19 protein-coding genes are annotated in these 21,328 nt (G+C 44.8%); 7 read left to right on the top strand and 12 right to left on the bottom strand.

The window, feature by feature from the left end; all coding sequences use genetic code 11:
• Nucleotides 1-162 precede the first annotated feature (162 nt).
• From odhB to sdhC, 6 genes are all read right to left on the bottom strand, one after another.
• Nucleotides 163-1,371, bottom strand: coding sequence for a 2-oxoglutarate dehydrogenase complex dihydrolipoyllysine-residue succinyltransferase (gene odhB, locus MSG38_RS12315; RefSeq protein WP_017056410.1), 1,209 nt, complete (start codon nt 1,369-1,371; stop codon nt 163-165).
• A 21-nt stretch (nt 1,372-1,392) separates the two neighbouring features.
• Entirely contained in the window at nt 1,393-4,209 is a 2,817-nt protein-coding gene (gene sucA, locus MSG38_RS12310; RefSeq protein WP_048660852.1) for a 2-oxoglutarate dehydrogenase E1 component, read from the bottom strand.
• 97 nt (nt 4,210-4,306) lie between these two features.
• Complete coding sequence (locus MSG38_RS12305; RefSeq protein WP_010436773.1) at nt 4,307-5,020, bottom strand: succinate dehydrogenase iron-sulfur subunit; 714 nt, start codon at nt 5,018-5,020, stop codon at nt 4,307-4,309.
• Nucleotides 5,021-5,032: 12 nt separating this feature from the next.
• Complete coding sequence (gene sdhA, locus MSG38_RS12300; RefSeq protein ID WP_048606450.1) at nt 5,033-6,799, bottom strand: succinate dehydrogenase flavoprotein subunit; 1,767 nt, start codon at nt 6,797-6,799, stop codon at nt 5,033-5,035.
• Nucleotides 6,800-7,147 (bottom strand): succinate dehydrogenase, hydrophobic membrane anchor protein, encoded by a 348-nt coding sequence (gene sdhD, locus MSG38_RS12295; protein ID WP_010436768.1) that lies wholly within the window; start codon nt 7,145-7,147, stop codon nt 6,800-6,802. It lies immediately after the preceding gene.
• Nucleotides 7,141-7,533 (bottom strand): succinate dehydrogenase cytochrome b556 subunit, encoded by a 393-nt coding sequence (sdhC, locus tag MSG38_RS12290; protein ID WP_017061948.1) that lies wholly within the window; start codon nt 7,531-7,533, stop codon nt 7,141-7,143. The genes sdhD and sdhC overlap by 7 nt, the downstream gene beginning before the upstream one ends.
• Before the next feature lie 417 nt (nt 7,534-7,950).
• Between sdhC and MSG38_RS12285 the strand changes: the two genes are divergently transcribed.
• Complete coding sequence (locus MSG38_RS12285; protein ID WP_048617859.1) at nt 7,951-9,240, top strand: citrate synthase; 1,290 nt, start codon at nt 7,951-7,953, stop codon at nt 9,238-9,240.
• Nucleotides 9,241-9,814: 574 nt separating this feature from the next.
• Here MSG38_RS12285 and MSG38_RS12280 read toward each other — a convergent pair.
• Nucleotides 9,815-10,573, bottom strand: a complete 759-nt coding sequence (locus MSG38_RS12280) for a Nif3-like dinuclear metal center hexameric protein (protein ID WP_048606455.1) — start codon at nt 10,571-10,573, stop codon at nt 9,815-9,817.
• A gap of 90 nt (nt 10,574-10,663) precedes the next feature.
• On the opposite strand from MSG38_RS12280, the gene MSG38_RS12275 reads away from it, so the two are divergent.
• Nucleotides 10,664-11,422: a DUF1853 family protein gene (locus MSG38_RS12275; protein ID WP_248401939.1), complete on the top strand. Its 759-nt coding sequence runs from the start codon at nt 10,664-10,666 to the stop codon at nt 11,420-11,422.
• A gap of 121 nt (nt 11,423-11,543) precedes the next feature.
• Here the strand turns inward: MSG38_RS12275 and pgm are convergent, their stop codons facing one another.
• Nucleotides 11,544-13,190 (bottom strand): phosphoglucomutase (alpha-D-glucose-1,6-bisphosphate-dependent), encoded by a 1,647-nt coding sequence (gene pgm, locus MSG38_RS12270; protein ID WP_248401938.1) that lies wholly within the window; start codon nt 13,188-13,190, stop codon nt 11,544-11,546.
• Nucleotides 13,191-13,281: 91 nt separating this feature from the next.
• A complete protein-coding gene (gene seqA, locus MSG38_RS12265) occupies nt 13,282-13,821 on the bottom strand; it encodes a replication initiation negative regulator SeqA (RefSeq protein WP_019820493.1) in 540 nt (179 codons plus the stop codon).
• 93 nt (nt 13,822-13,914) lie between these two features.
• Here seqA and MSG38_RS12260 point away from each other — a divergent pair, with 93 nt between their 5' ends.
• From MSG38_RS12260 to fldA, 3 genes are all read left to right on the top strand, one after another.
• The gene (locus tag MSG38_RS12260; protein ID WP_048606465.1) at nt 13,915-14,676 is read left to right on the top strand and encodes an alpha/beta fold hydrolase; all 762 of its coding nucleotides are present in this window, start codon (nt 13,915-13,917) and stop codon (nt 14,674-14,676) included.
• Nucleotides 14,677-14,784: 108 nt separating this feature from the next.
• Nucleotides 14,785-15,003, top strand: coding sequence for a DUF2788 domain-containing protein (locus MSG38_RS12255; RefSeq protein WP_004737900.1), 219 nt, complete (start codon nt 14,785-14,787; stop codon nt 15,001-15,003).
• Nucleotides 15,004-15,061: 58 nt separating this feature from the next.
• Complete coding sequence (gene fldA / locus MSG38_RS12250; RefSeq protein ID WP_010436745.1) at nt 15,062-15,595, top strand: flavodoxin FldA; 534 nt, start codon at nt 15,062-15,064, stop codon at nt 15,593-15,595.
• A gap of 96 nt (nt 15,596-15,691) precedes the next feature.
• Here fldA and MSG38_RS12245 read toward each other — a convergent pair whose 3' ends face one another.
• Nucleotides 15,692-16,198, bottom strand: coding sequence for a DUF4442 domain-containing protein (locus tag MSG38_RS12245; protein ID WP_019820496.1), 507 nt, complete (start codon nt 16,196-16,198; stop codon nt 15,692-15,694).
• A gap of 207 nt (nt 16,199-16,405) precedes the next feature.
• Here MSG38_RS12245 and fcrX point away from each other — a divergent pair, with 207 nt between their 5' ends.
• Nucleotides 16,406-16,855 (top strand): ferric iron uptake transcriptional regulator FcrX, encoded by a 450-nt coding sequence (gene fcrX / locus MSG38_RS12240; protein ID WP_048606469.1) that lies wholly within the window; start codon nt 16,406-16,408, stop codon nt 16,853-16,855.
• A gap of 54 nt (nt 16,856-16,909) precedes the next feature.
• Nucleotides 16,910-17,527, top strand: coding sequence for a prepilin-type N-terminal cleavage/methylation domain-containing protein (locus tag MSG38_RS12235; RefSeq protein ID WP_248401937.1), 618 nt, complete (start codon nt 16,910-16,912; stop codon nt 17,525-17,527).
• A 132-nt stretch (nt 17,528-17,659) separates the two neighbouring features.
• Here MSG38_RS12235 and glnS read toward each other — a convergent pair whose 3' ends face one another.
• Together glnS and nagE are read right to left on the bottom strand one after the other, a co-directional pair.
• Nucleotides 17,660-19,327, bottom strand: a complete 1,668-nt coding sequence (glnS, locus tag MSG38_RS12230; RefSeq protein WP_059019902.1) for a glutamine--tRNA ligase — start codon at nt 19,325-19,327, stop codon at nt 17,660-17,662.
• 302 nt (nt 19,328-19,629) lie between these two features.
• Entirely contained in the window at nt 19,630-21,189 is a 1,560-nt protein-coding gene (gene nagE, locus MSG38_RS12225) for an N-acetylglucosamine-specific PTS transporter subunit IIBC (RefSeq protein ID WP_048606474.1), read from the bottom strand.
• Nucleotides 21,190-21,328 lie beyond the last annotated feature (139 nt).

Raw genomic sequence — 21,328 nt, 5'->3', positions numbered from 1 at the left:
AACGACACAGTTTCCTGTGTTACGTCTGTAGGGTCTTCTCAAATCAACTGCTGTCCATTTTCTAATGGCTTTACAGTTCAATTGAAGGCCAGACGTTGAGCAGCCTAGCCTTTGAAACTTTTTACGTCTAGCTAACGGGGTTAACTAGACGTTTTAGCGATACTAAACGTCTAATAGCAGACGTGCAGGATCTTCTAGAAGCTCTTTGATGGTCACTAGGAAGCCAACTGATTCACGGCCATCGATTAGACGGTGGTCGTAAGAAAGCGCTAGGTACATCATTGGTAGAATCTCTACCTTGCCATCAACAGCCATAGGACGGTCTTGGATTTTGTGCATACCCAAAATTGCCGCTTGAGGCGGGTTGATGATTGGCGTAGACATTAGAGAACCAAATACACCACCGTTTGTGATAGTGAAGTTACCGCCCATCAGTTCATCAACAGTTAGCTTGCCGTCACGGCCTTTGATTGCTAGCTCTTTGATGCCTTTTTCGATATCAGCGAAACCTAGTGTGTCACAGTCTTTCAGTACTGGAGTCACTAGACCACGTGGCGTAGATACCGCCATGCTGATGTCGAAGTAGTTGTGGTAAACGATATCTGTACCATCAATAGAAGCATTCACTTCTGGGAAACGCTTCAGTGCTTCTGTTACTGCTTTCACGTAGAAAGACATGAAGCCAAGACGCGTATCGTGACGCTTCTCGAATTGGTCTTTGTACTGCTTACGAAGGTCCATGATTGGCTTCATGTTCACTTCGTTGAAAGTCGTCAGCATTGCTGTGCTGTTTTTCGCTTCTAGAAGACGGTTTGCAACTGTCTTACGTAGGCGAGTCATAGGCACGCGTTTTTGGCTGCGAGCCGCTGCTGGCGCTTCAACTGCTGGTGCAGATGCTGCTGCCGGAGCCGCTTTCGCTGCTGCTAGATGTGCGTCGATGTCTTCACGAGTAATACGGCCACCAACACCTGTGCCTTTAACGTCAGCTGGTTGTAGGTTGTGCTCAGCAAGCAGGCGACGAACAGCTGGGCTTAGTGCGTCGTTGTTCTCTTCTGTTAGCGCAGCTTTATGGCGCTTGTCAGGAGATGCTTCTGTATCTTCAGTGGTGTCTTTCGTTGGTTCACCAGCGACAGCACCCGGCTTGATTTTAGCCAGAAGCTGCTTAGAAAGTACCGTAGCACCCTCTTCTTCGATGATAGCTTCCAGAACACCCGCTTCAGGAGCCGGTACTTCTAGAACTACTTTATCTGTTTCGATATCTACAATGACTTCATCACGTGCAACCGCTTCGCCCGGTTTTTTGTGCCAAGTAGCAACTGTTGCATCAGCCACAGATTCAGGTAAATCTGGAACCAGAATTTCAATTGTCATGTGCGTATTTTCCTTTTACTTCTAGTTCTTAAGTAGGGTCAAAGCGTCGTCAACTAACGCTTTTTGTTGTTTCAAGTGTACTGACATATAGCCAACAGCTGGTGATGCTGATGCAGGACGACCTGCGTATTGAATATCAGCACCTACTGGGATAGCAGCTCGGAAATTATGTTGGCTACTGTACCAAGCACCTTGGTTTTGTGGCTCTTCTTGACACCAAACGTAATCGACTACATTTGTGTACTGTGCGATTGCAGCTCTCACGTCCTCGTAAGGGAACGGGTAAAGTTGCTCAATACGTACAATAGCGACATCGTCTTGCTCGTTCTTACGTCTTTGGTCAAGCAGGTCAAAGTAAACCTTGCCTGAACAGAATACGACGCGTTTTACGTTCTCAGGTGCCAGATCATCAATTTCTGCGATAGCTGGTTGGAACGTGCCTTCTGCCAAATCTTCAAGAGAAGAAGTACACAGAGGGTGACGAAGCAATGACTTAGGTGACATTACAATCAGTGGACGACGCATTGGTCGAACAACCTGACGGCGAATCATGTGGTAAACCTGTGCCGGTGTTGAAGGAACAACAACTTGCATGTTTTGTTCAGCACATAACTGAAGGTAACGCTCAAGACGTGCAGAAGAGTGCTCTGGGCCTTGGCCTTCATAACCGTGAGGAAGCAGCATAGTTAGACCACATAGACGTGCCCACTTTTGCTCACCTGATGAAATGAATTGGTCGATAACAACTTGTGCACCGTTTGCGAAGTCACCAAATTGTGCTTCCCAAAGGGTTAGACCGCTTGGCTCTGCTGTTGCGTAACCATACTCAAATGCGAGTACCGCTTCTTCAGATAACACAGAGTCAAACACTTGGAATGGCCCTTGTTTATCATGAATGTTCGCAAGAGGAACATACGTGCTTGCATCTGATTGATTGTGCAGTACTGAGTGACGGTGGAAGAACGTACCACGACCTGAATCTTGGCCTGAGATACGAATACGCTTACCGTCGTCAACAAGTGTTGCGTAAGCCAGAGTTTCAGCCATACCCCAATCGACTTGTTTCTCACCATTCACCATGGCAGTACGATCGTTGTACAGTTTATTTACTCGGCTTTGCAGCTTGTGGCTGTCTGGGTATTGGCAAAGTTTGGTACCAAGCTCTTTCAGGCGCTCGATATCAATCTTGTTATCCCACTCGATGTTCCAGTCGTGACCTAGGTAAGGAGACCAGTCTACTGAGTGAAGTGCCATTGGACGCCACTCTTTAACCACAACTTCACCGTGATCAAGTGCATCACGATATTCGTTAACTAGCTGAGTTGCTGTATCAATACCAAACTCACCGCGCTCCATTAGCACGTCAGCGTAAAGCTTACGTGGTGTTGGGTGCTTTTTGATTTTTTGGTACATCAAAGGCTGTGTTGCATTCGGCTCATCGGCTTCATTGTGACCGTGGCGACGGTAACAAACCAAATCAATAACAACATCACGCTTAAACGTATTACGGTAATCCAATGCAAGACGCGCAACGAACGCAACCGCTTCTGGATCATCAGAGTTAACGTGGAAAATCGGAGCCTGAACCATCTTCGCGATATCGGTACAGTACATCGTAGAGCGTGTATCGCGAGGGTTAGACGTTGTAAAACCAACTTGGTTGTTTACAACGATACGAACCGTACCACCAACACAGAAACCACGCGCTTGAGACATGTTAAACGTCTCTTGTACGACACCCTGACCAGCGATAGCTGAGTCACCGTGGATAGTAATTGGAAGTACACGGCTACCATCATTATCACCAAGGCGATCTTGACGTGCACGTACTGAACCGATAACTACCGGGTTTACGATTTCTAAGTGAGATGGGTTAAATGCTAGTGCTAAGTGAACGTTGCCGCCTGGCGTTGCGAAGTCCGCAGAGAAGCCTTGGTGGTATTTCACATCACCCGTACCCCACGTGTCATCATGCTTGCCCGCAAACTCGTCAAACAGGTCTTGTGGCTTTTTACCAAGCACGTTGACCAACATGTTTAGACGACCACGGTGAGCCATACCAACAACAACTTCACGCATGCCTTGTCCGCCAGCATGACGAATAATTTCTTTCGTCATTGGGATAAGAGCATCACCACCTTCCAACGAGAAGCGTTTTGCGCCTGGGAATTTCGCACCAAGATAGCGCTCAAGACCTTCAGCAGCAGTTAGCTCTTCTAGGAAAGCTTGCTTTTCTTCTTTGTTGAAAGAGGGTTGACCAGATACAGACTCTAAACGTTGTTGGATCCAACGCTTTTGCTCTGTATTTGTCATGTGCATGTATTCAGCACCAATAGAGCCACAATACGTTTGCTTTAGAGATTTGTAGAGATCTTTAAGCACCATCGTCTCTTGGCCAATGGCGTAAGAGCCGACGTTAAACGTCTCATTGAGGTCATCTTCGGTAAGAGTGTGGAAAGAAGGGGCCAGTTCATCAACTGTCGCTCTTTTCCATAAACCTAGGGGGTCTAGGTTTGCTGCTTGATGCCCTCGGAATCGATAGGCATTAATAAGTTGCAGAACCTTTACTTGTTTCGCATCGACATCTGGATCACTAACTTGGACACTGTAATGCTTTGTTTCTTGAGCGAGTCGACGGAAGTATTCACGAACACGAGAGTGTGGTTGTTCCACTGCCTCTGAAGCTTGCACAGGCAATTCTTCAAAAACACTTCTCCATTCGTCACTTACCGAATCTGGGTCACTTAGATACAGTTCATAGAGTTCTTCTACGTACGTTGCATTGGCGCCAGCCAAGTGTGAAGACTCGAGCCATGCCTTCATCACGCCGTTGTGCATATTTTCCCTTAACCAGTAGTTTTCACGTTTGCTGCGGTCTATGCCGAGCTATTAAAAGGCCGCCCCAAAACTTCTAGGGCGGCAATTTTTATATAACTTAAACCGAACGATTCACTAGCATGGTCTTGATGTGACCAATCGCTTTCGTCGGATTTAATCCCTTAGGACAAACACTTACACAATTCATGATGCCATGGCAACGAAAAACGCTAAATGCATCATCAAGATCGGACAAACGTTCGTCTGTCGCTGTATCTCGGCTATCAATTAGCCAACGGTACGCTGCAAGCAGGCCTGCTGGTCCGATGAATTTGTCAGGGTTCCACCAGAACGATGGGCATGACGTTGTACAACATGCACACATGATACATTCGTACAATCCATCTAAATGAGCACGCTCATCAGGGCTTTGTAAGTTTTCACGAGCCGGTGGCACATTGCCATCAGACACTAAGAATGGCTTCACTTTTTCGTAGTTATCGTAGAACTGAGTCATGTCTACAATCAGGTCACGAACAACAGGTAAGCCAGGCAGTGGGCGAATCACAATCTTGTCTTGGCCAGAAAGCGCAGACAATGGCGTGATACACGCTAGGCCATTTTTACCGTTCATGTTCAAACCATCCGAGCCACATACACCTTCACGGCATGAGCGACGGAATGAGATTGTTGGATCTTGCTCTTTCAACAGAATAAGCGCGTCCAAAAGCATCATGTCTGAACCTTCATCCACTTCTAGAGTGTATTCCTTCATGTAAGGCTTCTGGTCGACATCTGGATTGTAACGGTATAAAGAGAAATTCAGTTTCATGGTCATATCTCCTTAGTACGTACGTGCTTTTGGTGGGAACGCTTCACGATGGATAGGTTCCATGTTTACACCACGCTTAGTCATGCTCTCTGACTCTGGGTTGTAAAGTGAGTGGCATAGCCATTGCTCATCATCACGGTCAGGGAAATCGAATCGAGCGTGTGCGCCACGGCTCTCTGTACGGAAGTTTGCAGCAACAGCCGTTGCGAATGCCGTTTCCATCAAGTTTTCAAGCTCTAGACACTCAATACGTTGAGTGTTGAACTCTGTAGACTTATCAGATAGGTGTGCATTCTTCAGACGCTCGCGAATCGCCTTAAGCTCTTCTAAGCCTTCAGCCATTGCTTTACCTTCACGGAATACCGAGAAGTTGTTCTGCATACATTGCTGAAGATCTTTACGAATTTGCGCTGGGTCTTCGCCGTCTGTGCTGTTTTCCCAACGGTTGTAACGCTCTAGTGAACGTTCAATGTCAGCTTCAGTTGCAGGTTTCGCTTCGTCTTGCTTCTTCAGTGTCTCACCTAGGTGTAGACCTGTCGCACGACCAAATACCACTAAATCAAGCAGTGAGTTACCACCTAGACGGTTGGCACCATGTACTGATACTGATGCGATTTCACCACAAGCAAATAGACCTTGGATTTCAACATCGCTGCCGTCTTCGGTTTGCTTGATAGCTTGACCAGAAACTTGTGTTGGAACACCACCCATCATGTAGTGACATGTCGGGATTACTGGGATTGGCTCTTTCACTGGATCAACGTGAGCAAAGGTACGAGAAAGTTCACATACACCAGGAAGACGAGATTCAAGCGTCTCTTTACCTAGGTGATCAAGCTTAAGCTTAATGTGTGGACCCCAAGGGCCATCGCAACCGCGACCTTCACGAATTTCAACCATCATTGAACGAGCAACAACATCACGACCCGCTAAGTCTTTAGCGTTTGGTGCGTAACGTTCCATGAAGCGTTCGCCGTCTTTATTGAGAAGGTAACCACCTTCACCACGACAACCTTCCGTTACCAATACACCTGCACCAGCGATACCCGTTGGGTGGAACTGCCACATTTCGATGTCTTGCATAGGAACGCCAGCACGGATCGCCATACCAACACCGTCACCAGTATTAATATGTGCATTGGTTGTTGATGCGTAGATACGACCAGCACCACCAGTAGCAAGGATTGTTGCCTTCGCTTTGAAGTAGCAAACCTCACCCGTTTCCATACAAAGCGCAGTAGTACCTAAGATTGCACCATCTTCGTTCTTAACAAGATCCAGTGCATACCACTCAGAGAAAACGGTCGTTTTGTGTTTAATGTTTTGTTGGTAAAGCGTGTGAAGCAGAGCGTGACCAGTACGGTCGGCTGCAGCTGCGGTACGAGCCGCTTGCTCACCACCAAAGTTTTTCGATTGACCACCGAAAGGACGCTGGTAAATAGTACCGTTCTCAAAACGAGAGAAAGGTAGGCCCATTTTTTCAAGTTCGATTACCGACTCAGGACCGTTTTTACACATGTATTCGATAGCGTCTTGGTCACCGATGTAATCAGAACCTTTTACTGTGTCATACATGTGTTGTTCCCAATGATCTTCATGCGCGTTACCAAGAGCAACAGTGATGCCGCCTTGCGCTGAAACCGTATGAGAACGAGTAGGGAAAACTTTAGAAAGCAATGCACAAGAAAGGCCTTGCTCAGAAATTTGCAGTGCGGCACGCATACCTGCACCACCAGCGCCGATAACTACGGCATCAAACTCACGAACAGGAATAGTCACTTACGCACCCCACAAAATAAACAGACCAGAGAAGAAATATCCAAGAAGAACTGCAACAACACCGACTTGAAGACCAACACGCAGTTTTGCGCATTTGATGTAGTCAGTTAGTACTTGCCATAGGCCGATCCACGCGTGAACCAAAACAGAAGTAAGCGCTAACATGGTGAAGACTTTAGTGAAGGTTCCACCAAAGAATTGCGTCCAAGATGCGTAAGAGATATCACCAGAGAAAGCACAGAAGCTAACTAGGTAGATAGTGTAAAGCGTCATAATGATGGCAGTAGCACGAATCAATAGATAATCGTGGACACCATTACGACCAAAAGTAGAAACGTTGTTTACCATACTAAGATCCCCGCTAGTAGAGACAATACCGCTGTTGCTGCGAATGCAACCTTAGCGCTCTTAGCGCCAGATTCCAGCTCTTCAAAGTGACCAAGGTCCATAAGAAGGTGACGAATACCACCAGCAATGTGGTAAGCCAAAGCGGTTAAAATGCCCCACAGAATAAACTTCACGAAGAAACCATCGACAATGTCGCTAGCTTCGGCAAAGCCTACTGGGGATGAGAGGGAAATGGATAGTAACCAAAGCAAAATTCCAATCGCGACAAAAGTTATCACCCCAGACACACGGTGTAGGATGGAAGCTATTGCTGTGATTGGAAAGTGGATGGTCTGTAAATCTAAATTAACAGGTCTTGTCTTTCTTTCTTTCACGGGCTTGCTCACTCAGCTCCATTGAGCATTATGGTCATTAAATAACCTTATGATATTGTTATGGACAAAATTTGATTGCAAACCTTCAAAATTTAACATTAACTTAACAAATAACTGAAGTTGAGCCTTAGATAATTGTAAAATAATTGTTAACTGCTCGATTAAGAAAGACACCTCACATTTCTTCTTAGCCTTGCATTTATAAGGTTTTAACCAAACTTTTCAGCGCCACTATACGGCTGGCAACATTCTAATACAATTGATGTAACAAATAATGCTACACAGACCAGATTTTTAACGAATTTAATGTAAAAAACACTAACAAGTGCACACAAAGCTTCAGAAAAATTGACTTTCCCACGTAAGACCAGTAAAAAAATGGCACATAAACATCCTGGACGGATTAAATAATAAACAAAGGAGATTGTTATGGCGGATAAGAAAGCTACCCTTCACATTGAAGGTCAAGCGCCAATCGAGCTGCCGATTACAGAAGGTGTACTTGGTACTCCAGTGATCGATGTTCGTACACTAGGTTCTAATGGTTTTTTCACTTTTGACCCTGGTTTTCTTGCCACTGCATCCTGTGAGTCTCAAATCACTTTTATTGACGGTGGAAAAGGCATTCTTTTACATCGTGGTTATCCAATTGACCAACTTGCCAATAACGCTGATTACTTAGAAGTATGTTACATACTTCTTTACGGTGAAGCCCCATCTCGAACTGAGTACGAAAAGTTCAAGACTACCGTGACACGTCACACTATGGTGCATGAGCAAATCGCTAGTTTCTTCCACGGCTTCCGTCGTGACGCTCACCCTATGGCTGTAATGTGTGGTGTTGTAGGCGCTCTAGCGGCGTTCTACCACGACTCACTTGATGTCAACAACGATACACACCGTGAAATTGCGGCATACCGCCTGATTTCAAAAATGCCGACACTGGCTGCAATGTGTTACAAATATTCAATCGGTCAGCCGTTTATCTACCCACGTAACGACCTAGGCTACGCAGAAAACTTCTTACACATGATGTTTGCAAACCCATGTGAAGAGTATGAAGTGAACCCTATCGTTGCTCGTGCAATGGATAAGATTTTCACTCTACATGCTGACCACGAACAGAACGCTTCTACGTCTACAGTACGTCTTGCTGGTTCATCTGGTGCTAACCCGTTTGCGTGTATCGCAGCAGGTATCGCATCACTTTGGGGCCCAGCTCACGGCGGTGCAAACGAAGCTTGTCTGCGCATGCTTGAAGAGATCGGTAGCGTAGATAACATTGAAGAATACGTTGCGAAAGCAAAAGACAAAGATGACCCATTCCGTTTAATGGGCTTCGGTCACCGTGTTTACAAGAATTACGATCCACGTGCAACAGTAATGCGCGAAGCGTGTCACGAAGTACTTAAAGAGCTAAACATCCAAGATCCACTACTAGACGTAGCAATGGAACTTGAGCGTATCGCTCTTTCTGATGAGTACTTTGTTTCTAAGAAGCTATACCCGAACGTAGATTTCTACTCAGGTATCATTCTGAAAGCAATCGGTATTCCAGTATCTATGTTTACTGTAATCTTCGCGATGTCTCGTACCATCGGTTGGATTGCACACTGGAACGAAATGCACAGCGATCCGACGAACCGTATCGGTCGTCCTCGTCAGCTGTATACTGGTGAAGAACAACGTGACTTTAAAGCACTTCACGAACGTGAATAGTTGCTATAAATTATAATGTTAAAAGGGGTTGATGTGAGAACATCAACCCCTTTTCTTTTGTACGCTCTCAACTCCGTCATCCTCAAGAGTGAGGGACGAACGAGTTGGGGATCTCATTAATTGCATCTACAAGCTTTCAGAGATTCCCTACTCCTTCCTCCGTCAGTCTAGGGAATGACGAATTACTTATGAACTCTCTAAGTTGAATCCATTAGAGTTCTAATTAGCCCGCCCCATCCAAGGGTACAAATTTACAGTTCATCATGATCCTCAACAGTGAGAAGCGAACGAATAAAATAATATCGTCATCCCCAAGAACGAGGGACGAGTGAGTTGGGGATCTCATTTAGTTTATAGAGAACCTTAAGAGATTCCCTACTCCTTCCTTCGTCAGTCTAGGGAATGACGGTACTTATAGAGCGAAACAATGTCGTCATCCTCAAGAGCGAGGGACGAGTGAGTTGGGGATCTCATTTAATTTATAGAGAACCTTAAGAGATTCCCTACTCCCTCCTTCGTCAGTCTAGGGAATGACGAATACTATTTACTCGTATCCCTCACCTCGCATCTGCTCTTATACTGGATTATCGATATCAATAAACTCAACATCCAAGCCATGCTCTTTCGCTAACCATTCACCTAGCGCTTTTACACCATAGCGTTCTGTCGCATGGTGGCCAGCAGCAAAATAATGAATGTCTTGCTCGCGTGCTGAGTAAGTAGTGCGCTCTGAAATTTCACCAGAGATAAAAGCATCAATACCTTGAGAAGCCGCAAGCTCAATGTAGTCTTGACCGCCACCGGTACACCAACCGACGGTCGTAATCATTTTGTCTTGATTTTCTGGAGCGATATGCAGTGGTTTACGATTCAGAACTTGATCGATTTTTGCTGCAAATTCAGTACCTGTCATTGGCGCTTTTAATTTACCAAACATAGCAACCGATTGTGGGTGCCCTTCCAAACCGCCTTCGACTTCTATCTCAAGTAACTCCGCCAGTTTCGCGTTGTTACCAAGTTCAGGGTGGATATCAAGCGGTAAGTGATAACCTAAAAGATTGATGTCATTTTTAATCAGGGTACGAATGCGCTTGCCCTTCATGCCACGAATGGCTTCTGACTCGCCTTTCCAGAAAAAACCATGATGGACTAACAAAGCGTCTGCGTTCAGTTCTACCGCTTTATCAATCAAGGCTTGAGAAGCTGTCACACCAGTAACGATTCGCTTCACTTCTGTTGCGCCTTCAACTTGAAGACCATTAGGACAGTAATCTTTAATCTGCTGTGGCTGCAGTTTTTCGTTAAGTAGCTTTTCTAATTGTAAGTTATTCATTTTTCTTTCCAGCTTACCTTTATAATAACGTCGTTATATCAATTTACGGGTAGAATGTCGAAAGCCCCACGATAAGTTTATGAGGAAGAGATGACAGCACTGCAACGTTTTTACCAATGGGTCATCGACTCACCGCCATTACTAGAAATCAAGCCACCGGTTTCGGATCTCAGTGCATTCTCTAGCCACCATGCCATCGACTCATCACATACTTATGATGGTAATCCTAGATTAGGTTTCCTCTACCAATATCTATGCGAACAAGTGATCGCTGGCTCACCGAATTACTCGATAAAGCACGACGAGATTCAGATCAATGTGGAAGGCAGAACTCTCGGTGCAATCGACTTTATTCTTGAAGAAGAGAGCAGCCAAAAGCTAGAACATTGGGAAGTGGCGATTAAGTTTTATCTGCTCCACGAACAAACATGGTTTGGACCCAACTCTCACGACCAATTGGATAAGAAACTCGACAGGATGCTCAGCCACCAGCTCGAAATGTCCTCTTCGGCCGCCTTTGTTGATCAATATCCAGAGATCGATGTCGACTCAAAGCACTTACTGATGCAAGGTCGTCTATATACCAACCCATTCTTAGAGCAAAACGTACCGACAAAATGCTTGGGCTACGACATTAACCCAAGCCAAGTAAACGGCTTTTGGTGCTATCAAGATCAGGCTCAGTTAATCAGTGAACCACTGTATTCACTCACCAAAGAGCAATGGGCAGCTGGCACTGATGACTTCACCTGTGAACCTATCACCGAATTTGGTGATCGCTTCGTCCATGGGCAAACAAAGTCGGGGCAATTCTGGTTTGTGATGCCACAAAGTTGGCCACACGGTTAGTCGTCTGAGCTAACTCAGTTAACTTTCCCGCTTACACAAAATCAACACAAATAAAAAGGGCTGATGCTTTCACATCAACCCTTCTTCTATTTACGTAGCAACTCTAGTAATCGAGATTCGATTATAGGCCAGCCGCTGCAAATACTTGGTTCACAATCTCTTGAGCTTCTGCTTCGATTGCTTTCAGGTGCTCTTCACCCTTAAAACTTTCACAGTAGATCTTGTAGATGTCTTCAGTGCCTGATGGACGAGCAGCAAACCAGCCGTTCTCAGTTGTCACTTTCAAGCCACCAATCGCAGCACCGTTACCTGGAGCGTGTGTTAAGCGTGCAGTAATTGCATCACCAGCCAGCGTCTCAGCAGAAACCATCTCTGGAGATAGTTTCTTCAGCACGTCTTTTTGTGCACCATTTGCTACCGCTTGAATACGGTTGTACTTAGATTCACCGTGTTTAGCGGCAAGTTCTTCGTAGTATTCTTGTGGGTTCTTACCTGTCACAGCTGTGATCTCAGCCGCAAGTAAGCAAAGAATCAGGCCATCTTTATCTGTTGACCAAGGCGTACCGTCTTTACGTAGGAAAGAAGCACCTGCACTCTCTTCACCACCAAAACCAAACTTGCCGTTGTATAGACCATCAACGAACCATTTGAAACCAACTGGCACTTCACAAAGCTCACGACCTAAGTCAGCAACAACACGATCAATCAATGCGCTTGATACCAGTGTCTTACCAACAGCAACGTCTTTACCCCAACCTTCACGGTTACGGTATAGGTAATCAATACAAACCGCTAAGAAGTGGTTTGGATTCATCAAGCCTTTAGGTGTCACGATGCCGTGGCGATCGTAATCAGGGTCGTTACCAAACGCTAGAGCGTACTCGTCTTTAAGCGCCAGTAAGCCTGCCATTGCGTATGGAGAAGAACAGTCCATACGAACCACGCCATCTTTATCTAGAGACATGAATTGAAATGAAGGGTCAACCGCTTCACTAACCAGAGTAAGATCTAGGTTGTACGCTTTACCAATTTGACGCCAGTAATCAATACCGCTGCCACCCAGTGGATCAACACCAATCTTGATGTTTGCTTTCTGGATCGCTTCCATATCCACAACGTTCACCAAATCAGCGACGTATGGCGCGACTAGGTCAACTTCTTTTACTAGCTCAGACTGTTTAGCCTGTGCGATAGGCGTACGCTTAACACCTTGCATTTGCTCAGCAATGATCACGTTCGCACGGTCTTCAATCGCTTGAGTCAGTTCAGCTTCAGCTGGGCCACCGTGTGTCGGGTTGTATTTAATACCGCCGTCTTGAGGTGGGTTATGTGAAGGCGTGATAACAATGCCGTCGGCTTTTTTATCATTCACTAGGTTGTGCGTAAGAATCGCGTGCGAGATACCAGGTGTTGGAGTAAAGCCGTTGTTTTCTTGAATAATAACTTCAACACCGTTCGCTACAAGCACTTCGATAACCGTAGAGAACGCAGGCTCAGATAGAGCGTGAGTATCTTTACCTAAGAAAAGAGGACCAGTTGTACCTTGCTCGGCACGAACTTCAGCAACCGCTTGTGCAATTGCTAGAATGTGGTTTTCGTTAAATGTTGATTTGTCTGCTGTACCGCGGTGACCTGAAGTACCGAAAAGTACTTTATGATCTGGGTTCGTAGCATCCGGTTGCTGTAAGAAATAGTTAGCAACTAAAGCCGGGATATTATGAAGATCTTCCTGCTGAGCTTTCTGCCCAGCACGAGGGTGCATAGCCATTTTCGACATCCTTATATATAAAATTTAAAAACAAAAAAACCTCATAATATCTTCTTATCCATGGATATTATGAGGTTTAAATCAGATTTCGTTAAATTGAACCTGTTACTTTTTCTATCAATTCTGCTTGGAAACTCATGCGGCTCATAAGCTGCTCAACCATCTGTCTTTTTCGGCTTGTATTGTTATTAGTAATAACCCAAAAAGGACTTTGTGGAATAGCTTTAGGCTTAGTCGTGTTGCCGTTTGCTAGCAACGTCGCTTCGTTATCTGCAAAGTAAACGCGCTTACGGCCTTTTACTTGAGTTGCTTCTGAAAAGCTTAAAGGGTCGATTTTATGCAGTGTTGATAACACAAGCATGAAACGATCAATGGCTTTCTTTAGTGATGCAAACTCATCTGATATTAGTAGTGAGCGCATTTCTTTAACGCCATCGAACTTCTCTGGAGTAAAGCCTACCTCTTTGCTAACAACGATACCTTTTGGCTCAACGATCTCTTCGATCGGAGCCATGCCTTGGCTATCAACCTGTAACAAGCGGCGCAGAATATCTGAAGCGCTTTCGCCAATACGTTCTGTCTGACCCGCAATAAAACGGTATAGGTCCTCATCAACCTCAATTGTTTTCATTCGCTTTTCACAATCTCAATGTTTAAACTCTGGGGGATTATAGCGAGATCCGCGCGGATACTCTACGTCAAACCCACCATGAATAAGATAAAAATGTCAGTACAGCTCAACTATAAAATTGAAGGTGAGGGTCACACCATTGTTTTGATCCATGGATTATTCGGTAATCTGGACAACCTTGGCTTGCTCGCTAGGGATCTAAAAGCCGATCATAAGGTACTTAGTATCGATCTCCGCAACCACGGTCAATCCTTCCATAGTGACACTCATAACTATCAAGCGATGGCACAAGACGTGGCTCAACTGCTGCATGATCTTAAGTTAGAAGACGTCACTGTGATTGGTCACTCGATGGGTGGCAAAGTAGCGATGGCACTGACACAGCATCTTGCACTGCATAAATTGATTGTCTTGGATATGGCGCCAGTCGCGTACACTCAAAGTCGCCACGACAACGTATTCGCAGGCCTGCAAGCCGTGATAGAAGAAAAACCAACTTCACGCTCAGATGCACTCAAGGTTCTCGCAAAACATATCGAGATCGATGGCGTTCGCCAGTTTTTAACCAAATCTTTGTTCAAAACAGAGCAAGGCATCATGGAGTGGCGCTTTAACGTCGCATCACTGCTCGCTAATTACGCGCACATCATTGGCTGGGAACCGATTGAGAAAACCTCGGTCAAAACCTTACTCATAAAAGGTGGGGATTCTGATTACCTCACAGCAGAACATCAAGCAGCCGTTCAGCAGCAATTTTCTAACGCAAAAGCGCACGTCATTGCCAACACCGGTCACTGGCTGCATGCTGAAAAACCAGCAGAAGTACTTAGAGCAATTAGAAAATTCATCGCTTAACTGCGCTTTTTCGTGCAGATAAATGAGAGCTGTGTAATTACTGCAGATTAACTTTATCTCACAACAGTGATATAGTGCGCCCAAGCAAAATTGGTATATAAGGTTCCCATGCTTTACGACTACATGAACATCATCGAATCTGTTGGTTTAGATCTCCTGTTTGCCGCGATTTTCTTTTTAATCGGTATGGCAATTAAGGACGTTCTCAAGCAGGGAAATGTTCCTCCATTTGGTCGTCGCATCGTATGGTTAGTACTTTTCCTTGGCTGTGCGGGTTTTATCGCCAAAGGGATAATCCAACTAAGCTGGGAAGGAACTGGGATCTAACGATTCTCTTCCGAACTTTATTACACCGACAACAGACAAAATGAAAGGTAATGATTCTATGGCAAGTGTAGGTCTCTTCTTTGGTAGCGATACAGGTAACACTGAAGCTGTTGCTAAGATGATTCAAAAGCAATTGAGCAAACAGCTCGTTCACGTTCAAGACATTGCAAAAAGCAGCAAAGAAGATATCGATAACTTCGATCTACTGCTGCTTGGTATCCCTACGTGGTACTACGGCGAAGCACAATGTGATTGGGATGACTTTTTCCCAGAGCTAGAAGCTATTGATTTCTCAACTAAGCTTGTTGCTATCTTTGGTTGTGGCGACCAAGAAGATTACGCAGAATACTTCTGTGATGCTATGGGTACTATCCGTGACATCGTTGAAGCGAAAGGCGGTACTATCCTAGGTCACACATCAACTGAAGGCTACGAATTCGAAGCATCGAAAGGTTTAGTTGAAGGCGATGACAGCCAATTCGTTGGTCTATGTATCGATGAAGACCGTCAACCTGAGCTAACTGATGAGCGCGTATCTAACTGGGTTAAACAAATCCACGAAGAGATGTGCCTAGCAGAGCTAGAAGACTAATTCTCTAGTGGTTGTTAATTGTTACAATTAATAACCATTATGTAGACATGAAAAAACCTCCTTATAGGAGGTTTTTTGCTATTTAAAATCTATTAATTAGCACTCAGCTTCTAATGCTTCATCGTCATCTCTAAATTGCGGCTTCTTTCTTACATAGAGGGTGCGTTGAATTTCTGAAACCACATTACCCTGCTTATCTTTCACGTGAATAATAAATTCAGGGAAACACTTTTCACCGAGTTGCGTCTGACGATAGATATCGTCAAGCTGCCCTTGGCTTATCTCAAAATCTGCATACAAGTCCGATTGCCCCGGCTTGATGAAGTTAATGCTCGCTTCTTTATCCCAAACATAATATCGCTCACCTAAAATTCCCATTAACATCAATGAGTAAACGGGATCGGTAAGAGAAAAGATACTGCCGCCATATTGAGTACGATTGGCGTTCTTATTCCACCAGCGTAGCTTAAGTACAGTCTTAACAACCCTAAAGTCAGCGCTAATGTGGGCTATTCGAATACCCGCTCCCCAAAAGGGAGGCCAAATATTAAGAGCAAATTTTACAATGTTGGGTTTATATATTTTTGCGAGTTGCTTATTCATAACAACATTCCATGTTTATATCAGAAACACCGTCACCTTGACTGGTCGTACCTCCACTATAAGTGAGATACTTCCAATTTACAAAACAGATTGTGATGTCAGTAAGTAACCCTTTGAAGTTCGTGGTTTATTGTTATGCCTGACTAAACTATAATGGTATTAATATTGAATTCTGTTAATTGCTGCAGATCATCAACAGGAAAGTATATGTCAGACAATAATCAAGCGCTAAAAGATGCAGGTCTTAAAGTGACCCTTCCACGGCTCAAAATTTTAGAAGTATTACAACAGCCAGACTGCCAACATATTAGTGCTGAAGATTTATATAAGAAGCTGATCGACCTAGGTGAAGAAATCGGTCTTGCAACCGTTTATCGAGTACTTAACCAATTCGATGACGCTGGCATTGTAACTCGTCACCACTTCGAAGGCGGCAAGTCTGTATTTGAACTTTCTACACAGCACCACCACGACCACCTTGTATGTTTAGATTGTGGCGAAGTGATCGAATTCTCTGATGACATCATCGAAGAAAGACAAAAAGAGATTGCTCAGCGTTACAACGTGCAACTAACAAACCACAGTTTGTACTTGTACGGGAAAAGCATTAGCGGAGATTGCAAAGGCAATCCAGACGCGCATAAAGCGAAGAAGTAATACAGAACGCTGGCTTAGGCCGGCGTTTTTTATATAGGGCTCCATAAAGTATCCATGAAAAGAATCCCGCTAGCTAAGGCTTTTACTTTAATTGAGATGTTGGTTGTTGTGGTGATTATCGCCGTACTTGCTGTTGTTGCCCTTCCCCGTTTTCTTAACATTCAAACCGATGGCCGTATCGCTCTGTTTGACGCTGCTCAATCTCAATTTCAAAGTGCGATCACGTTTGCTCACAGTAAATGGCTAGTCAGCGGCGGCGGCAACGCTGAAATGAATGACATGCCAGGTTTTGGGGAAGACGCAGACGGCAATGCTCAATTGGACATAAATGACGTCGGCTACCCACTTGGCGTCGATAAAGGCAACCCTATGGGTCAGCCTTACAACATAGGTCAAGGTGATCAAGGGTGTGTGTCAATATGGAATGCCATTATGACAACCGACCTGACCGCGACCACAAACCCAAGCCAGTCCAACAATTTTGATTTTGTTACCCGCCGTCAAAACCATAGCTTTGTTGCCAAAGACGGTACTCCTCAAAACAAACTCGCGCTTTGCTACTACATCTACACTGGAGTCGATTTCGACAGCGATCCTGGAAATGCAGGTTATGTTTTCTGGTACAACTCACGCACGGGTGAAGTAACCCAACAAGACCCCAATAATCCCTAAAGCTCTGGCTCTAGTGCTTAAAACGCTAGTTGGTCACTAGAAGCGCCTTAGTAATCAAATTTAAGATACAAAAAAACCGGCTCTAAGCCGGTTTTTTATTGGGTCGTTTTTAACAAACTAAATACTCAAGCATTAAGCTTCAGTTTTACCCCAAGTATCACGTAGACCAACCGTACGGTTGAAGACTAGTGCATCTGCTTTAGAGTCTTTCGAATCCACACAGAAGTAGCCTGTACGTTCAAACTGGTAAGCTTGCTCTGCAACACCTTCTGCTAGGCTAGGTTCAACAAAACCATTTAGCGTAACAAGTGATTCAGGGTTTAGCGTTGCAGCGAAGTCATCAGCAGCGGCTGGGTTTGGCACTGTGAATAGACGATCGTACAAACGAATCTCAGCAGGCAGCGCTTTATCAGCTGATACCCAGTGGATAACGCCTTTCACTTTGCGGCCATCTGCAGGGTTCTTACCCAATGTTTCATTGTCGTAAGAACAGAAGATAGTCGTAATGTTGCCTTCTGCATCTTTTTCGATACGTTCAGCTTTGATCACGTAAGCGCCACGTAGACGAACTTCTTTGCCTAGAACCAAACGCTTGTACTTTTTGTTTGCTTCTTCACGGAAGTCATCACGCTCAATCCAAACTTCACGTGTAAATGGTACTTCACGAGTGCCCATTTCTGACTTGTTTGGGTGATTTGCAACCGTTAGCGTTTCTACTGTATCTGCTTCGTAGTTTTCGATAACGATCTTAACTGGATCCAGAACAGCCATTGCACGAGGTGCATTTTCGTTCAGATCATCACGGATGCAAGATTCAAGTGAACCGAACTCAATCATGTTCTCTTGCTTAGTCACACCAATACGCTTACAGAATTCACGAATCGAGCTTGAAGTAAAACCACGACGACGTAGGCCAGAAATAGTAGGCATACGTGGGTCATCCCAACCTTGAACTAGGTTTTCAACCACAAGTTGGTTCAGCTTACGCTTAGACATCACTGTGTATTCAAGATTCAGGCGGCTAAACTCGTACTGACGAGGTTGGCAGTCAATCGTGATGTTATCTAGAACCCAATCGTACAAACGACGGTTATCTTGGAATTCAAGCGTACAGATAGAGTGCGTAATACCTTCCAACGCATCAGAGATACAGTGAGTAAAGTCGTACATTGGGTAAATGCACCACTTGTCAGCCGTTTGATGGTGGTGAGCAAAACGAACACGGTAGATAACAGGATCGCGCATAACCATGAACGAAGAGCTCATGTCGATCTTAGCACGTAGACATGCTTTACCTTCTTCGAAGCCACCGTCACGCATTTTTTCAAACAGCGCTAGGTTCTCTTCGGGGCTACGGTCACGGTATGGGCTCGCTTTACCTGGCTCTTTTAGCGTGCCACGGTACTCACGGATTTGATCAGGACTTAGCTCGTCAACATACGCTAAGCCTTTATTAATTAATTCCACAGCATAAGCGTAAAGCGTATCGAAGTAGTTTGATGAGTAACAAATATCACCAGACCATTCGAAGCCTAACCAGCTTACATCATTCTTAATTGACTCAACGTATTCAACGTCTTCTTTTTCAGGGTTTGTATCATCGAAGCGAAGATTACATTGTCCCTGGTAGTCCTGAGCAATACCAAAGTTCAAGCAAATAGATTTAGCGTGACCAATGTGCAGGTAGCCATTTGGCTCCGGCGGGAAACGAGTATGCACGCTACTGTGTGTACCATCCGCTAAATCTTTATCAATAATTTGGCGAATGAAATTCGATGGACGAGCCTCAGCTTCACTCATCTATAGCACCTCTATGTATTTAGTATTGTCAGAGAAAGTTATCTTTCGTCTCCAAGAAAACGGTCGCTTATAGCGCCAGTCAAAGATAGAAAGATCATTGTTGCTAATCATCCACAATTCTTAGCCTTTGCACAATAAGAACCGTCTGTTAATTACGATTATTTCTGCTATTCGATGAAGAATAGAACGAACCGTGTTCACTCATCTTAAACTACAGGCACAAAAAAGCCTCCCATGTGGGAGGCTTTCAATTTGACACTTACTTAAGAGTAACTTTACGTCTTAATTAAGTACTTCCCTTACTATGGAAGTTTTACATCAGATAGGTCTTCGCCTGCACCGATAGCTTTCATTTCGCCAGCTACGATTTCAGCTAGTGGGCCTAGGATAACCTGTAGGTTGTTCTCACCTAGTTTAACCACACCTTTAGCACCTAGTTTCTTAAGAACAACTTCATCTGCAACAGAGCGGTCTTTAAGAGTTAGACGTAGACGAGTGATACAAGCGTCGATTGAAGTTAGGTTTTCGTGACCACCTAGAGCTTTCAAGTATTGACGTGCAAGGTCGCCCTTTGGTGCGTCGCCAGCAGGAGCAGCAACAGCTTCGTCATCATCTTCACGACCTGGCGATTTCAAGTTGAAAGCGCGGATTGCGAAAGAGAAAGTGAAGAAGTATAGAGCACCGAAGCCAAGACCGATCAGTAGTAGTACGAATGGTTTAGTTGCAAGACCCCAGTTCAATACGAAGTCGATAAGACCAGCAGAGAAACCGAAACCGTGCAGAGTACCAAACATGTTAGCAACTACTAGAGACAGACCTGTAAATACAGCGTGCATTGCGTATAGAGCAGGAGCTAGGAATACGAACATGAATTCTAGCGGCTCTGTGATACCTGTTAGGAATGAACAGAATGCAACTGAGAATAGTGCGCCACCAACTTGGCTACGTTTTTCGGCAGGAGCAGCTAGGTACATTGCAAGTGCAGCACCTGGTAGACCGAACATCATTACTGGGAAGAAACCGTTCATGAATACGCCAGCGCCTTTATCGCCACCGAAGAAACGGTGTAGGTCGCCAGATTTAACAGTTTCAGTCACTTCTTTAACTACAGTAGTGATTTCTGGAGTTACAGAGTTAGCGAATGTGAATGTGTGCTCTTGGCCAACAACTAGAGTTTTAGCAAGTGCTGGGTCAACACAAAGTTGAGTGATGTTAGCGAATGCGCCTTGACCAGCAACGATGATTTCTTGACATGTACCCATACCGAACCAGAAGTATGAGTTCAATACGTGGTGTAGACCTACAGGGATAAGTGCACGGTTAAGAGTACCGTAAACGAATTGGCCGATAGCGCCAGACGTTGATACTGCATGAGCAAGTGCGTCTAGACCAGATTGAACACCAGGCCATACCACACCAGACACAGCACCTGCAACAAGTGCGAATAGACCGGCCATGATAGGTACTAAACGTTTACCCGCAAAGAAAGCCAGCCATTCAGGAAGGCGTGTCGCGTGGAAAGCGTTGTAAGAGTGACCTGCGATGATACCTGCGAAGATACCGCCGAAGAATGACATGTTAACGTCTGCGTTAATTGTCGTTGCTGTAGCAGTTAGTACGAAGTAAGCAACTGCACCAGCAAGACCTGCTGCGCCGTTACCGTCTTTAGAAAGACCAATCGCGATACCTAGACCAAAGAGCAATGGTAGGTTACCGAAGATAGCACCACCAGCTTGCGCCATGAATGGAATATCAAGTAGATCGCCTTGACCTAAACGTAAAAGAAGCGCCGCAATCGGAAGCGTTGCGATTGGTAGCATTAACGCCTTACCAAGCTTCTGTGCATATCCTAGAATATTCACCAGTTGTTTCCCCCTATAGGATTTTTTAGAATTCGTTTGAGAAACTTATTTTAGTCGCTCAATTTAGTCCTATTCAGTGTATTCAATTAATTTTGCTCCGCAAATTAAAACCTTACCATTTGTGATCCTAATCACCAGT

The sequence above is a fragment of the Vibrio sp. 1CM24A genome (assembly GCF_023161725.1).
Classification (GTDB): domain Bacteria; phylum Pseudomonadota; class Gammaproteobacteria; order Enterobacterales; family Vibrionaceae; genus Vibrio; species Vibrio coralliirubri.
The sequence above is the reverse complement of the archived record's forward strand: the minus strand, read 5'-3'. Positions and strand labels throughout refer to the sequence as shown.

What these genes read in the sequence shown, in the direction of transcription:
- MSG38_RS12305 (WP_010436773.1), bottom strand. Translation starts at nt 5,020, where the DNA reads ATGAAACTGAATTTCTCTTTATACCGTTACAATCCAGATGTCGACCAG.
- MSG38_RS12285 (WP_048617859.1), top strand. Translation starts at nt 7,951, where the DNA reads ATGGCGGATAAGAAAGCTACCCTTCACATTGAAGGTCAAGCGCCAATC.
- MSG38_RS12245 (WP_019820496.1), bottom strand. Translation starts at nt 16,198, where the DNA reads ATGAATAAGCAACTCGCAAAAATATATAAACCCAACATTGTAAAATTT.
- sucA (WP_048660852.1), bottom strand. Translation starts at nt 4,209, where the DNA reads ATGCACAACGGCGTGATGAAGGCATGGCTCGAGTCTTCACACTTGGCT.
- sdhD (WP_010436768.1), bottom strand. Translation starts at nt 7,147, where the DNA reads ATGGTAAACAACGTTTCTACTTTTGGTCGTAATGGTGTCCACGATTAT.
- MSG38_RS12280 (WP_048606455.1), bottom strand. Translation starts at nt 10,573, where the DNA reads ATGAATAACTTACAATTAGAAAAGCTACTTAACGAAAAACTGCAGCCA.
- fldA (WP_010436745.1), top strand. Translation starts at nt 15,062, where the DNA reads ATGGCAAGTGTAGGTCTCTTCTTTGGTAGCGATACAGGTAACACTGAA.
- glnS (WP_059019902.1), bottom strand. Translation starts at nt 19,327, where the DNA reads ATGAGTGAAGCTGAGGCTCGTCCATCGAATTTCATTCGCCAAATTATT.
- odhB (WP_017056410.1), bottom strand. Translation starts at nt 1,371, where the DNA reads ATGACAATTGAAATTCTGGTTCCAGATTTACCTGAATCTGTGGCTGAT.
- fcrX (WP_048606469.1), top strand. Translation starts at nt 16,406, where the DNA reads ATGTCAGACAATAATCAAGCGCTAAAAGATGCAGGTCTTAAAGTGACC.
- seqA (WP_019820493.1), bottom strand. Translation starts at nt 13,821, where the DNA reads ATGAAAACAATTGAGGTTGATGAGGACCTATACCGTTTTATTGCGGGT.
- MSG38_RS12275 (WP_248401939.1), top strand. Translation starts at nt 10,664, where the DNA reads ATGACAGCACTGCAACGTTTTTACCAATGGGTCATCGACTCACCGCCA.
- pgm (WP_248401938.1), bottom strand. Translation starts at nt 13,190, where the DNA reads ATGGCTATGCACCCTCGTGCTGGGCAGAAAGCTCAGCAGGAAGATCTT.
- MSG38_RS12255 (WP_004737900.1), top strand. Translation starts at nt 14,785, where the DNA reads ATGCTTTACGACTACATGAACATCATCGAATCTGTTGGTTTAGATCTC.
- MSG38_RS12260 (WP_048606465.1), top strand. Translation starts at nt 13,915, where the DNA reads ATGTCAGTACAGCTCAACTATAAAATTGAAGGTGAGGGTCACACCATT.
- MSG38_RS12235 (WP_248401937.1), top strand. Translation starts at nt 16,910, where the DNA reads ATGAAAAGAATCCCGCTAGCTAAGGCTTTTACTTTAATTGAGATGTTG.